At 73.6% G+C, this 12,643-nt stretch carries 11 protein-coding genes, 1 pseudogene and 1 riboswitch; of the genes and pseudogenes, 7 read left to right on the top strand and 5 right to left on the bottom strand.

The window, feature by feature from the left end; genetic code table 11:
* Positions 1-3 precede the first annotated feature (3 nt).
* Positions 4-988 (top strand): annotated as a pseudogene (locus J116_RS15215) (carbohydrate-binding protein).
* Between the two features lie 69 nt (positions 989-1,057).
* On the opposite strand, the gene J116_RS15220 reads toward J116_RS15215, so the two are convergent.
* From J116_RS15220 to J116_RS15230, 3 genes are all read right to left on the bottom strand, one after another.
* A complete protein-coding gene (locus J116_RS15220) occupies positions 1,058-1,984 on the bottom strand; it encodes a 1-phosphofructokinase family hexose kinase (protein ID WP_023587925.1) in 927 nt (308 codons plus the stop codon).
* 140 nt (positions 1,985-2,124) lie between these two features.
* A complete protein-coding gene (gene nagA / locus J116_RS15225; RefSeq protein ID WP_023587926.1) occupies positions 2,125-3,285 on the bottom strand; it encodes an N-acetylglucosamine-6-phosphate deacetylase in 1,161 nt (386 codons plus the stop codon).
* Positions 3,285-4,223, bottom strand: a complete 939-nt coding sequence (locus J116_RS15230; protein WP_028964083.1) for an ROK family protein — start codon at positions 4,221-4,223, stop codon at positions 3,285-3,287. Before J116_RS15230 ends, nagA begins: the two co-directional genes overlap by 1 nt.
* A 241-nt stretch (positions 4,224-4,464) precedes the next feature.
* On the opposite strand from J116_RS15230, the gene J116_RS15235 reads away from it, so the two are divergent.
* The 3 genes from J116_RS15235 (at position 4,465) to otsB (ending at position 6,903) form a co-directional block, all read left to right on the top strand.
* Positions 4,465-5,730, top strand: coding sequence for an ABC transporter substrate-binding protein (locus tag J116_RS15235; protein WP_023587928.1), 1,266 nt, complete (start codon positions 4,465-4,467; stop codon positions 5,728-5,730).
* Between the two features lie 14 nt (positions 5,731-5,744).
* Positions 5,745-5,987, top strand: coding sequence for a DUF3263 domain-containing protein (locus tag J116_RS15240; RefSeq protein ID WP_023587929.1), 243 nt, complete (start codon positions 5,745-5,747; stop codon positions 5,985-5,987).
* A gap of 73 nt (positions 5,988-6,060) precedes the next feature.
* Positions 6,061-6,903 carry a trehalose-phosphatase gene (gene otsB / locus J116_RS15245; RefSeq protein ID WP_023587930.1) on the top strand — a complete coding sequence of 281 codons (843 nt, stop codon included), beginning with the start codon at positions 6,061-6,063 and terminating at the stop codon, positions 6,901-6,903.
* A gap of 135 nt (positions 6,904-7,038) precedes the next feature.
* On the opposite strand, the gene J116_RS15250 is transcribed toward otsB, so the two are convergent.
* Both J116_RS15250 and J116_RS15255 read right to left on the bottom strand, forming a co-directional pair.
* Positions 7,039-8,439, bottom strand: coding sequence for an alpha,alpha-trehalose-phosphate synthase (UDP-forming) (locus J116_RS15250; RefSeq protein ID WP_023587931.1), 1,401 nt, complete (start codon positions 8,437-8,439; stop codon positions 7,039-7,041).
* Positions 8,440-8,483: 44 nt separating this feature from the next.
* Positions 8,484-9,461, bottom strand: a complete 978-nt coding sequence (locus J116_RS15255) for a glucosyl-3-phosphoglycerate synthase (protein WP_028964084.1) — start codon at positions 9,459-9,461, stop codon at positions 8,484-8,486.
* Between the two features lie 154 nt (positions 9,462-9,615).
* Positions 9,616-9,761: riboswitch (SAM riboswitch) on the top strand.
* An 18-nt stretch (positions 9,762-9,779) separates the two neighbouring features.
* On the opposite strand from J116_RS15255, the gene thrC reads away from it, so the two are divergent.
* The 3 genes from thrC (at position 9,780) to J116_RS15270 (ending at position 12,098) form a co-directional block, all read left to right on the top strand.
* Entirely contained in the window at positions 9,780-11,096 is a 1,317-nt protein-coding gene (gene thrC / locus J116_RS15260; protein WP_023587933.1) for a threonine synthase, read from the top strand.
* A 20-nt stretch (positions 11,097-11,116) separates the two neighbouring features.
* A complete protein-coding gene (locus J116_RS15265) occupies positions 11,117-11,392 on the top strand; it encodes a MoaD/ThiS family protein (protein ID WP_023587934.1) in 276 nt (91 codons plus the stop codon).
* A gap of 502 nt (positions 11,393-11,894) precedes the next feature.
* Positions 11,895-12,098 (top strand): cold-shock protein, encoded by a 204-nt coding sequence (locus tag J116_RS15270; protein ID WP_010474007.1) that lies wholly within the window; start codon positions 11,895-11,897, stop codon positions 12,096-12,098.
* The last annotated feature ends 545 nt before the right edge of the window (positions 12,099-12,643 follow it).

Genomic DNA, 12,643 nt, shown 5'->3' on the forward strand with positions numbered 1-12,643 from the left:
GGGATGGCTGCCGGGAACAACGGCAACGGCGCGGGCACGCCCGAGGACGACGACCCGTTCGGCTACCTGTACGCGGACGGCCAGGACTCCGGTGCCCAGCGGGGCGGCGGGCAGGGCGGCTACGGCTACCCCGGGCCCGCGGGCGCCGCACAGCCGGGGCGCCCCCGCACCTCGTACAACCAGGTCAGGGCCGTCGGCGAGCGCCCGCGCGCGCAGGTTCCGCCGCAGGCCCCGTACGGGCAGCAGCCCGGCGCCCCCTACGGGCAGCCGCACCCGCAGTACGCCGCCCCCGAGACGTACCCGGGCGGCCCCCCCCACCCGGCCGGTGCCGCCCCAGGGCGGCGGGCGCGGCGGGCGGAGCGGCGGCCCCAACACGAAGGGCCTCCTGATCGGCGCGGTCGCGGTGGTCCTGGTCGTCGTGGCGGGCATCACGGTGGCGCTGCTGAACAACCAGTCCGACGACAAGGACAAGGCCGCCCCCGCCCCCGCCGCGTCCGCCCCGGCGTCCGAGGCCCCCCAGGACCCGAACCCGTCACCGTCCGAGGACAAGGACGGCACCGAGTTCCCCAAGCGGGACGCGGCCACGCTCCAGCTCACCCCGCCGGCCGTGCTGGGCACGGACGTGAAGGGCGCGAAGGGCGTGGGCGGCGCGTATGTCATGTTCAACGGCCTCGGCGGCGCCGCGAGCTGGAAGGTCGACGTGCCGGAGGACGGCGAGTACACGCTGTTCCTCACCTACAGCGTGCCCGGCAAGGACGCCGAGACGTCCCTCACCGTCAACGACGGCAAGCCGCGCAAGCTCAACATGTCCAACTTCGCCCGCGCCCCCGAGGGCGACTGGGAGAAGGGCTGGACCGAGACGTACGCCTGGATGCAGCTCAAGAAGGGCGAGAACACCCTGAAGATGTCCTGCGAGCCGGGCAACAAGTGCGAGGCGTACCTCGACCAGGTCTGGCTCAAGCAGGGCCAGCTCCGCAGGGACAGCTAGCGGCACCCGGGGTGCCCGGCCCGCCGGGCCCCCTCCGCGCCGGTGACCCGCCGGTGGTCCTCCCGCCCGTCAGGCCGCCGTCGCCGGTTCGGTGACCGTGACGCGGGTCAGGAGTTCGTCGTAGCGGGCCTGGTCGAACTCGCCTGCGGCCGGGGCGTGGACGGTGGCGGCGGACAGAGCCGTCGCGCGGGCCAGGCGCTCGGGCCAGGACGCGCCCTCCACCAGGGCCGACAGCAGGCCGGCGACCGCCGAGTCGCCCGCGCCCGTCGGGTTGCCCGCGACCCGGGCGGGCGGGGCGGCCGCCCAGGTGCCGTCCGGGGTGACCGCGAGGAGCCCGTCCGGGCCCAGTGACGCGACGACCGCGTGGGCGCCGCGCCGGCGGGCGTCACGGGCGGCGCGCAGCGGCTCGCGGGAGCCGGTCAGGGCGGCCAGCTCGTCCGCGTTCGGCTTGACCAGGTCGGGGCGGGCGGCGATGCCCCGGCGCAGCGGCTCCCCGCTCGTGTCCAGCAGCACCGGGACCCCGGCGCGGCGGGCGCGGCGCACCAGCTCCCCGTACGCGCCGACGTGGATGCCGCGCGGCAGGCTGCCGCACAGGGCCACCGCCCCTGCCCCGTCGAGGAGTTCCTCGTACGCGGTGACGAGCGCCGCCCACTCGGCCTGTGCGACGGCCGGGCCGGGTTCGCTGAACTGCGTCGCGTCGCCGGTCGCCGAGTCCACGACGGCGACGGTGCGGCGCGTGGACCCCGAGATCGGCACCAGGGCGTCCCGTACGGGAAGCGGGGCGAGCAGATCGCGCAGGACGTCTCCGGTGGGGCCGCCCGCGAAGCCCGTGATCACCGCCTCGTGGCCGAGGGCGGCCAGTACGCGGGCCACGTTCACGCCCTTGCCGCCGGGGCGTTCCGTCACCTCGGTCACGCGGTGCGCGGTGTGCGGGGCGAGTTCGGGCACCGTGTAGGTGAGGTCGAGCGCGGTGTTGAGCGTGACCGTGAGGATCACCGGTTCCAACACCCCCGGGAGTTGTGGACCGGTCACCCCCACGGGTCCGGCCGGGAAAATTTACGGTCCACGATCATGCCAAACGGAAGGCGGCCCGCCCAGTCCCCGAGCGGGCCGCTTTGCCGCAATGCGCCGATGATTCATCCCACTTGGGGCTCGATCACCCATTCGCCCCTGCGCATCACGCCCTTGAGGGCGAACCCCTCGTCCAGGACGACCAGGTCGGCGTCCTTGCCCGGCTCGATGGAGCCGATCCGGTCGTACAGGCCCAGCAGCTTCGCCGGGTTGGCGGAGATGGCCCGTACGACGTCCTCGACGGGCAGCCCGTCGACGGTCGCGGCGCGCCGGAAGGCGGTGTCGAGGGTGAGGGTGGACCCGGCGATGGAGCCGCCCTCGGCCAGCCGGGCCACCCCCTCCCTGACCTCGACCTCCAGCGGACCGAGGTGGTAGACCCCGTCCCCGAACCCGGCCGCGTCCATCGCGTCGGTGATGAACGCGACCCGGCCCGCGCCCGCGTGACGGAACGCCAGCTGGAGCGCGGCGGGGTGCAGATGCGTACCGTCGTTGATCAGCTCGACGGTGACCCGCTCGTCCTCCAGGAGGGCGGCGATCGGGCCGGGGGCGCGGTGGCCCAGCGGGGGCATCGCGTTGAACAGGTGGGTGGCGACGGTGGCGCCCGCCTCGATGGCCTCGACGGTCTGCTCGTACGTGGCGTCCGTGTGGCCGATGGCGGCGATCACGCCGTGCTCGGCGAGGAGGTGTACGGAGTCCACGCCGCCGGGCAGTTCCGTCGCGAGGGTCACCATGCGGGCGTGGCCGCGCGCCGCGTCGACCAGCTTGCGGACCTCGGCCGGGTCGGGGTCGCGCAGCAGGGCCTCGCTGTGGGCGCCCTTGCGGCACGGCGAGATGAACGGGCCCTCGAAGTGGATGCCCGCGATGTCGCCCTGTTCGGCCAGCTCGGACAGCCGGCCCGCCTGGTGCGCCAGGGAGTCCATGTCGCCGGTGACCATGGACGCGACGACGGTCGTCGTGCCGTGCGCACGGTGGGTGTGGATGCCCCGCAGCACCTCCTCCATCGTGCCGGAGGTGAACGAGGCCCCGCCGCCGCCGTGGTTGTGGAGGTCCACGAAGCCGGGCACCAGCCAGTGGCCGGTCAGGTCCAGCGCGGGAGCGTCGGCGGGAACGCCCGAGCCGTCGGTGATGCGGGCGCCCTCGACGGTGACCCGCCCGCCCTCGACGACGCCGGTCGGCAGCACCACGCGGGCCCCGGCGAGGACCTTGCGGTCGGCGTGAACGGCCATCAGGCGGATACCTCCAGGTCGGTGGCGAGCAGGTCCCAGGCGAGGAGCCCCGCGCCCAGGCAGCCGGCGGTGTCGCCGAGGGCCGCGGGCACGATGACGGGCATCTGCTGGAACGTGATCCGCCCTTCGACGGCGGCCCGCAGCGGTGTGAACAAGGTTTCCCCCGCCTCGGCGAGACCGCCACCGATGATCAGGGTGCGGGGGTCCAGCAGGGTGATCGCGGTGACCAGCCCGTCGGCGAGCGCGTCCACGGCGTCCTGCCAGACGCGTACGGCGCGCGGGTCGCCCGACTCGACGGCCTTCGCGCAGTCGGCGGCGTCCGCTTCGGGGTCGCCGCTCGCCTCCGCCCAGGCGCGGGTCACGGCGGACGCGGACGCCAGCGCCTCCAGGCAGCCGCGCCGCCCGCAGCCGCAGACGGGCCCGCCGGGGCGTACGACGATGTGGCCGATCTCCCCGGCGCAGCCGTGCGCGCCCGCCTCGATGGCGCCGTCGATGCCGATGGCGCCCGCGATGCCGGTGCCGAGCGGCACGAACAGGAACCGGTCGGCGCCCCGGCCCGCGCCGACGCGCCCCTCGGCGAGACCGCCGGTGCGGACATCGTGGCCGAGGGCGACGGGCAGGCCGCCGAGGTGCTCGCCGAGCAGGGCGCGCAGGGGGAGGTCGCGCCAGCCGAGGTTCGCCGAGTACACGGCTGTGCCGGCGTCCGGGTCGACGATGCCGGGCACGGCGACCCCGGCGGCCTCGGCCCGTATGCCGTACCGCTCCTCGCCGAGCGCGAGCAGGTCGGCGGCGAAGCGGAGGACCGACGCCACGACGGCGTCGGGGCCGCGCTCGCGGCCGGTCGCGCGCCGCGCCTCGTACAGCAGTGCCCCGTCGGCCCCGACCAGGGCGGCCTTCATGCCGGTGCCGCCCACATCGAGGGCGATGACGTGTCTCACGGGGACAGTGTCGCCCGGAGGCGGGGAAAGGTCTAGTCCACTTTCCGGATTGTTGTCCGGCCATACAAATACGATCACCTACGGGAAAGCCGGGCCCGGGGCCGAGGGTGGCGCGCCCGGCGGGAGAGCGGGGCGGGACCAACGGCAGACCCAGTGGTTTAGACCTAGGTGTAGACCTCTTATCCTTCCCGGAGGAAACACCGCAGCTCCGCATGGGGCTGACCAGGCAAGGGGTAAGGCAGTGCGCCGCTACAAGGGAACCATCGCGGTGCTGGCCGCACTCACCGTCACCGTCGCGCTCTCCGGCTGCGGCACCACGGCCTCCGACGGCGTCACCCTCAGGCTCGTCGCCGCCGACTACGGCAGCACCGACGCCAACACGTCGAGGAAGTACTGGAACGACCTCGTCCGCGAGTACGAGAAGAAGAAGCCCGGCGTGAAGATCGACGTGACCGTCCTGTCCTGGAAGGACGTGGACCGCGAGGTCGCCGAGATGGTCGAGCGCGGCGAGGCCCCCGACATGGCCCAGATCGGCGCGTACGCCGACTACGCCCGCGACGGGAAGCTGTACCCGGTGGACAACCTGGTCTCCGTGCCCACGCAGGCCAACTTCCTGCCCCTGCTGCGGCAGGCGGGCGAGGTGGACCGCCTCCAGTACGGCATGCCGTTCGGCGCGAGCACCCGCATGCTGTTCTTCAACGAGGCGCTGTTCGACAAGGCGGGCGCCGAGCCGCCCGGCGACTGGAGCGCCCTCCAGGCGGCCGCCCGGAAGCTGAAGGCCAAGGACGTGAAGTACCCCTTCGCGCTGCCGCTCGGCTCCGAGGAGTCCCAGGCCGAGACCATGATGTGGCTGCTCGGCGGGGGCGGCGGCTACCGCGACTCGACCGGCACCGCCTACCAGATCGACTCGCCCACCAACGTCGAGACGATGACGTGGCTCAAGGACAAGCTGGTCGGCGAGCGCCTCACCGGCCCCGTCGCGCCGGGCGAGCTGGACCGGCAGGAGGCCTTCGACGCGTTCGTACGCGGCGAGGTCGGCATGCTGAACGGCCACCCGACGCTGATGGAGACCGCCGAGAAGGCCGGGGTGAAGGTCGGCGCCGTGCCGCTGCCCGGTGTGGACGGCAGGGCGAAGGCGACGCTGGGCGTGGCCGACTGGATGATGGCCTTCAAGCAGAACGGGCACCGCAAGGAGATCGGGGAGTTCCTCGACTTCGTGTACTCGGACAAGAACGTCCTGGAGTTCTCCGACCGGTACGACCTGCTGCCCGTCACCGTCAGCGCCAGGGACGCCATGGAGGCGGACACCGGCCACGCGGCGCTCCGGCCGTTCCTGGAGCAGCTCGACGCGTCGGAGCTGTACCCGGTGGGCGACACGTCCTGGGCGCGGGTCAGCGAGAGCGTGAAGAAGAACATCGGCCGGGCCGTGGCGCCGGACGGCGACCCGCGGGCCGTACTGGAGGAGATCGCGCGCGACGCCAGGGCCGCGGAGGCGTCGGCGCGGTAGCTTACGTTGCTGGTATGACCGAACACCGTCCCGCCGCCCTCAGCGACCGCGAACGCGCCGTCCTCGCCATGGAGCGGCGCTCGTGGCCGGGCCCCGGCGCCAAGGAGCGCGCGATCCGCGAGCAGCTGGACCTGTCGCCCGCGCGCTACTACCAGCTGCTGAACGCGCTGCTGGACGACGAGCGCGCGCTGGCGCACGACCCCGTGACCGTCAACCGCCTGCGCCGCCTCCGCGCCGACCGCGAGTCCCGCCGCTGACCCGTGGCGGGGCGCGGTCCGGCGGGCGGACGGTCAGGTGTGGTGGCGGGGGCGTGTGGATAGGTACGGACACATGTCCAGCAACTCGCTTCCCCGCCCCACCACGCCCGCAGGCCGGGACGCCCTGGCCACCCTCCTGGCGAACCCCTCCGACGTCGTCGTCGCCGTGGACTTCGACGGCACCCTCGCGCCGATCGTCGCCGACCCCGAGCGGGCCCGCGCCCACCCCGACGCCGTCCCCGCGCTCGCCGCCCTCGCGCCGCGCGTCGCGTCCGTCGCCGTCATCACCGGCCGCCCCGCCGGGGTCGCCGTACGGTACGGCGGCTTCGCCGGGGTCCCCGGCCTCGACCACCTCGTCGTCCTCGGCCACTACGGCGCCGAGCGCTGGGACGCCGCCACCGGCGAGGTGCGCGCCGCACCCGAGCACCCGGGCGTCACCGCCGTACGGGCCGAACTGCCCGGCGTCCTGGAGCGGGCCGGCGCGTGGCCCGGGACCTGGATCGAGGAGAAGGGCCGAGCGGTCGCCGTCCACACCCGCCGCGCCACCGACCCGCAGGCCGCGTTCGACGCCCTGACCGGCCCGCTCACCGACCTGGCCACCCGCCACGGCCTGGTCGTCGAACCGGGCCGCATGGTCCTGGAGCTGCGCCCGCCGGGCATGGACAAGGGCCAGGCCCTGCTGGAGCACGTACGGGAGACGGGCGCGCGGGCCGTGCTCTACGCGGGCGACGACCTGGGCGACCTCCCGGCGTTCGCGGCGGTCGAGAAGCTCCGCGCGGACGGCGTGCCGGGCCTGCTGGTGTGCAGCGGCAGCGACGAGGTCCAGGCCCTGTCCGCCCGCGCCGACCTCACCCTCCGGGGCCCGGCGGAGGTCGTCGCCTTCTTCGCCGCGCTGGCGCAGGCGATGCCGGACTGATGCCTGACTGACGCCGGGGCGCGGCGGACCGGGGCCGGGGCGCGCCGACCGGGGCCGGGCGCCGGGCCATGGCCGCCCGGTGCTCCGCGCACCGTCGGCGACCACCGGGGACCTCCCGCGCCCGCCCCCTGCGCCCTACGCGCCCGCCCCGCCCCGCAGCGCCTTCAGCTGGTCCAGGAACCAGCGCTGGGGCGGGAGGGACGTGGCGGCGGCGGCCAGGCGCTTGGTGCGTTCCGCGCGCTCGGCCGGGGCCATCGACAGGGCCTCGTGCAGGGCCTCCGCCGTGGCCGACACGTCGTACGGGTTCACCGTCACCGCGTCGGCGCCCAGTTCCTCGTACGCGCCCGCCTCCCGCGACAGGACCAGGGCGCAGCCCGAGTCGGAGACGACCGGAACCTCCTTGGCGACCAGGTTCATGCCGTCCCGGATGGGGTTGACCAGCGCCACGTCGGCCAGGCGGTACGCGGCCAGGGAGCGCGCGAAGTCGTCCTTCACGTGCAGCAGGACCGGCGTCCACGTCTCCGTGCCGAACTCGGCGTTGATCTCCTCGGCGACCCGCGACACCTCGGCCGTGTAGCGCCGGTAGACGTCCAGGTCCTGCCGGGACGGGTAGGCGAAGGCGATGTGCACGACCCGCTCGCGCCATTCCGGGCGCGCGGTCAGCAGCTCGCGGAAGGCCAGCAGGCCGCGCACGATGTTCTTCGACAGCTCCGTGCGGTCCACGCGGATGACCGTCTTGCGGCCGTCGCCGCCGATCTGGTCCCGCAGCGCCGCCATCCGCTCCTCGACGTCCGCCCGCCGCGACCGCTCCCGCAGGAAGTCCGCGTCCGCGCCGAGGCCGTGCACGCCGATCTCCGTCGAGCCCGTACCGCCCAGCACGCGCGCGCAGCACGCCGTGAACGCCTCCGCCCAGCGGCGCGTCAGGAAGCCCAGCCGGTCGGCGCCGAGCATGCCGCGCAGCAGCTCGGCCGCGATGTCGTCGGGGAGCATGCCGAAGTAGTCCGGCGGCGCCCACGGGGTGTGCGAGAAGTGCCCGATGCGCAGGTCGGGCCGCAGTTCGCGGAGCATCCCGGGCGCCAGCGCCAGGTGGTAGTCCTGGATCAGGACCGCCGCGCCCGGCGCCGCCTCCGCCGCGAGGGCCTGCGCGAAGGCGCGGTTGTACGCCCGGTACGCCTCCCACTCGCGGCGGAAGGCGGCGTCGAAGGCGGGCTCCAGCGGCGTCTGGTACAGCATGTGGTGGACGAACCACAGCACCGAGTTGGCGACGCCGTTGTACGCGGCGGTGTGCGTGCCCTCGCCCGCCAGCGCGTCGATGTCCAGCATCCGGACGCCCGTCTCACCGACGCCGCGCCGTACCGCCTCGCGGTCGCCGTCGCCGAGTGCCGCGCACACCCACACCGCGCCCGCGTCGGGCCCGATCGCGGAGAGCCCCGACACCAGGCCCCCGCCGCCGCGCCGCGCCTGAAGTCCGCCGTCCTCGTCCAGCGCGTAACTGACCGGACCGCGATTCGATGCCACCAGGATGTCCGAGACCATGAGCCCAACCTAGCCCGACCGGGAAACGCTCAAACGTGCGGAAATCAAGCCACCCGGCGCTTGTCCAGGTACTCCGCGACCTCCCGCATCGGCGGCCGCTCCTCCGTGTCCACCGGGTGGGTGCGCGGGGTGAAACCCGCCTCCGTACGGTCGAACTGGGTGAGCCGGGGCCGTACGAGATGGCCGCGCGACAGCCGCAGCTGCGCCGTCCGGTAGATCGCCGCCGCCATCCGCCCGAGCGCCCGCTCGTCCTGGTGCCGGTGCAGCCGTACGCCCACGTCCACCTGCGCCAGCGCGTCCAGGCCCACCAGGTGCAGCGCGTCCACCAGGAGCCCCAGCTCCACCCCGTACCCCACCGGGAACGGCAGCCGCTCCAGCAGCGTGCGCCGGGCCGCGTACTCCCCGCCCAGCGGCTGGACGAACCCGGCGAGCTGCGGCCAGTGCAGGTTCAGCAGCGGCCGCGCGACCAGCTCCGTCACCCGCCCGCCCTGTCCGGCGCCCGCCGGCCCCCCGGAGGCCGCGCCACCGGGGGTGAACGGCCGGTCGTACATCGCCTTCACGAACTCCACGTCCGGCTCCGTGAGCAGCGGGCCCACGATCCCCGTCACGAAGTCCGCGTCGAACTCCCGCAGGTCCGCGTCGACGAAGCACACCACGTCCCCGCCCGTGACCAGCAGCGACCGCCACAGCACCTCCCCCTTGCCGGGCAGGGCCGGTATGCGCGGCAGCACCTCGTCGCGCGCCACCACCCGCGCGCCCGCCTCCGCGGCGACCTCCGCCGTCCGGTCCGTGGACCCCGAGTCCAGGACCACCAGCTCGTCCACGAGCGGCACCGCGTCGGACATCAGGTCCCGGCGGATGACGGCGACGATCTCGCCGACCGTCGCCTCCTCGTTCAGCGCGGGCAGGACGACGCTCACGGTCGTGCCGTGGGCCCGTTTCGCGGCGAGCAGCTGGTCGATCGGCCGGTCGGCCACGGACCAGGACCGCCGGCCGAGCCAGCGCTCCACCTCTTCCAGCACGCGCGCCACTCCTCGGTTCCATGGTTGTTACGGGGCAGTATGTGATCCATCTCGCGGTTCGGACGCCTATCTCAGGCATCCACCGCGTCGGTTACAGTCTTGAACAACGCGCGAGACCACCGCATGCCGGGGTCCCGTGCCGACAACCACATACCGCTCATCCAGAGGGGCAGAGGGACACGGCCCGATGAAGCCCCGGCAACCCTCCAGTCGGTTCTCGCACGTTCACGCGAGGTCCCCCGGCTAGGGAAGGTGCCAAATCCGTCTCACGGCGACACGCGCCAGTGAGAAAGATGAGGAGAAAGGGCCTCGCCTCCCATGGCTGTGCAGACCGACGCACCCACCACCCCCTCCGCCGCGTCCCCGGCTTCCCCGGCCTCTGCGGTCGATCTCGGCCCCGCCGCCGGACTCTCCTGCCGCGAATGCGGCGAGCGCTTCCCGCTCGGCCCGGTCTTCGCCTGCGAGCAGTGTTTCGGTCCCCTCGAAGTCGCCTACGACCTCCCGGCCGGCGACCCGGAGAAGCTCCGCGAGCGCATCGAGTCCGGCCCCGCCAACATCTGGCGCTACGCCCCGCTGCTGCCCGTCCCCGCGGACGTCGCGGACAAGCCGAACCTCAACCCCGGCTGGACCCCCCTCGTCAAGGCCGACAACCTCGCCCGCGAACTGGGCGTCACCGGCGGCCTGTACGTCAAGGACGACTCGGGCAACCCCACGCACTCCTTCAAGGACCGCGTGGTCGCCCAGGCCCTGGAGGCCGCGCGCGCCTTCGGCTTCACCACCCTCTCCTGCTCCTCCACCGGCAACCTGGCGGGCGCGGTCGGCGCGGCCGCCGCCCGGGCCGGTTTCCGCTCCTGCGTGTTCATCCCGCACGACCTGGAGCAGGGCAAGGTCGTGATGGCCGCGGTGTACGGCGGCGACCTGGTCGGCATCGAGGGCACGTACGACGACGTCAACCGCTTCTGCTCGGAGCTCATCGGCGACCCGCTCGGCGAGGGCTGGGGGTTCGTCAACGTCAACCTGCGGCCGTACTACGCGGAGGGCTCCAAGACCCTCGCCTACGAGATCTGCGAGCAGCTCGGCTGGCGGCTGCCGGACCAGCTCGTCGTGCCGATCGCGTCCGGCTCCCAGCTCACGAAGATCGACAAGGGGCTCCAGGAGCTGATCCGGCTCGGTCTGGTCGAGGACAAGCCGTACAAGATCTTCGGCGCGCAGGCCGAGGGCTGCTCCCCGGTGTCCGCCGCGTTCAAGGCGGGTCACGACGTCGTACGGCCGCAGAAGCCGAACACGATCGCCAAGTCGCTCGCCATCGGCAACCCGGCCGACGGCCCGTACGTCCTGGACATCGCCCGCCGCACGGGCGGCGCGGTCGAGGACGTCACCGACGAGCAGGTCGTGGACGCGATCAAGCTGCTGGCCCGTACGGAGGGCATCTTCGCCGAGACGGCGGGCGGGGTGACCGTCGGCGTCACGCGCAAGCTGATCGAGAACGGCCTGCTGGACCCGTCCCTCACCACCGTCGTCCTCAACACGGGCGACGGCCTGAAGACCCTGGACGCGGTCGCCCCGACGACCGGTCCCACCGCGACGATCCGCCCGAGCCTGGACGCGTTCCGCGACGCCGGCCTCGCCAACTGAACACCCGGGAGACACGAACCATGAGCGTCAACGTCCGCATCCCCACCATCCTGCGCACCTACACGGGCGGCCGGGCCGAGGTCCCGGCGGAGGGCACGACCCTCGCGGAGGTCATCGAGTCCCTGGAGAAGAACCACCCGGGCATCGCCGCCCGCGTCCTGGACGACCAGGGCCAGCTGCGCCGCTTCGTGAACGTGTACGTCAACGACGATGACGTCCGCTTCGAGCGGGGCCTCGCCACGGCCACGCCGGAGGGTGCGGGCGTCTCGATCATCCCGGCGGTCGCCGGCGGGTGACCGCGCCCGAGGCCCTCGGCGCTTCGCGGCCCTTCGGCGGCCGCGTCCCCAGGGCCCGTACGGAAGCGCCCCCGTCCCCCTCACGGCTCCGGCCGTGCGGGGGGAGGGGGCGCTTCCGTTCTTCGTTCCACGGGGAAGTCCGGGAAAAGTAGGGGGATTGAGCGCGGTAGAGTTGGGGCAGTTCCCCGCCCCGCCTGTGCCGGACGCATATGAGAATGCGCCGGGGTCCGATAAGAAGTAGCCAAACTGACGTTGCTGCGTGCGTGATTTGCGCGCTTTGTCGGCCCGACTTGCCCGGGATTCAACCCATTCCAGCCGCCATTTCCGTTCACCGGTGCGCGGATTTCTCGTCCGACTGACCTGTTGCAGAGGGCAGTTGGGCAGATACATTCAGCCGCGGTCGACGCGTTCCGGCGCACGCCCACCCCTGTCAGTGGGCGAGGTCTGACCCGGGTCCGCGAAGTGCGGTCCTGTGCAAGGGCCAGTAATAGGGGAGTTAGGCATGGCTCAGGGCACCGTCAAGTGGTTCAACGCGGAGAAGGGGTACGGCTTCATCGCGGTCGACGGTGGTGCGGATGTTTTCGTGCACTACAGCGCGATCCAGATGGACGGCTACCGCACCCTTGAGGAGGGCCAGCGGGTCGAGTTCGAGATCTCGCAGGGCCAGAAGGGTCCGCAGGCGGACATGGTCAAGATCGCCGTCTAAGCACGACGCGTTCCGGCCAACGGCATCGTACGAAGGGCTCGTACTCCACCCAGGAGTCCGGGCCCTTCGTCCTGCCCGGCCCCCGCCGCCCCTGCCCTGCGGGCCACCCCCACGAGCCTCGCGCCCGCGGGCCCACGCGCCTGGCGCCTCGCGCCCGCGGGCCCTGTGCGTCCCGGTACGCCCCGCGCGTGCCCGCCCCGCGCCTGCGGGGCCGCCCTGGTGCGCCACGCTCTACGCGCCCGCCCCTGCGGGGCCAGCGTGTCCCGCCGCCGCGTGCGTCCGCTCCGCTGTGGGCGTGCGTTCCTCCCGCAAGGCTTCGTCCAGGGAGGACCCCCCAGGGCGGAACGGGTGGGCGCGGCGGACCTGGCGGGTGCCCGTTCCAGCGCCCACCGCACAGGTGCGCAACCTGCCGGGCGGGGCACCCCGTTGTGTCCACCCGTTCCGCCCCTTGCGGAACGCCTGGCCACAACGCGGGCGGCGGCGCCGTTGTCCTGAGCCGCAGGCGCGGGACGTGGGGCACCCGGCCGGGGGCGGCAGGCCGGCGT

This window comes from Streptomyces thermolilacinus SPC6 (assembly GCF_000478605.2).
Classification (GTDB): domain Bacteria; phylum Actinomycetota; class Actinomycetes; order Streptomycetales; family Streptomycetaceae; genus Streptomyces; species Streptomyces thermolilacinus.

Excerpts from the sequence above, each read along its gene's own strand:
- nagA (WP_023587926.1), bottom strand. The coding sequence starts at position 3,285 with ATGGCCGTTCACGCCGACCGCAAGGTCCTCGCCGGGGCCCGCGTGGTG.
- J116_RS15240 (WP_023587929.1), top strand. The coding sequence starts at position 5,745 with ATGACCGAACACCGTCCCGCCGCCCTCAGCGACCGCGAACGCGCCGTC.
- otsB (WP_023587930.1), top strand. The coding sequence starts at position 6,061 with ATGTCCAGCAACTCGCTTCCCCGCCCCACCACGCCCGCAGGCCGGGAC.
- J116_RS15250 (WP_023587931.1), bottom strand. The coding sequence starts at position 8,439 with ATGGTCTCGGACATCCTGGTGGCATCGAATCGCGGTCCGGTCAGTTAC.
- thrC (WP_023587933.1), top strand. The coding sequence starts at position 9,780 with ATGGCTGTGCAGACCGACGCACCCACCACCCCCTCCGCCGCGTCCCCG.
- J116_RS15265 (WP_023587934.1), top strand. The coding sequence starts at position 11,117 with ATGAGCGTCAACGTCCGCATCCCCACCATCCTGCGCACCTACACGGGC.
- J116_RS15270 (WP_010474007.1), top strand. The coding sequence starts at position 11,895 with ATGGCTCAGGGCACCGTCAAGTGGTTCAACGCGGAGAAGGGGTACGGC.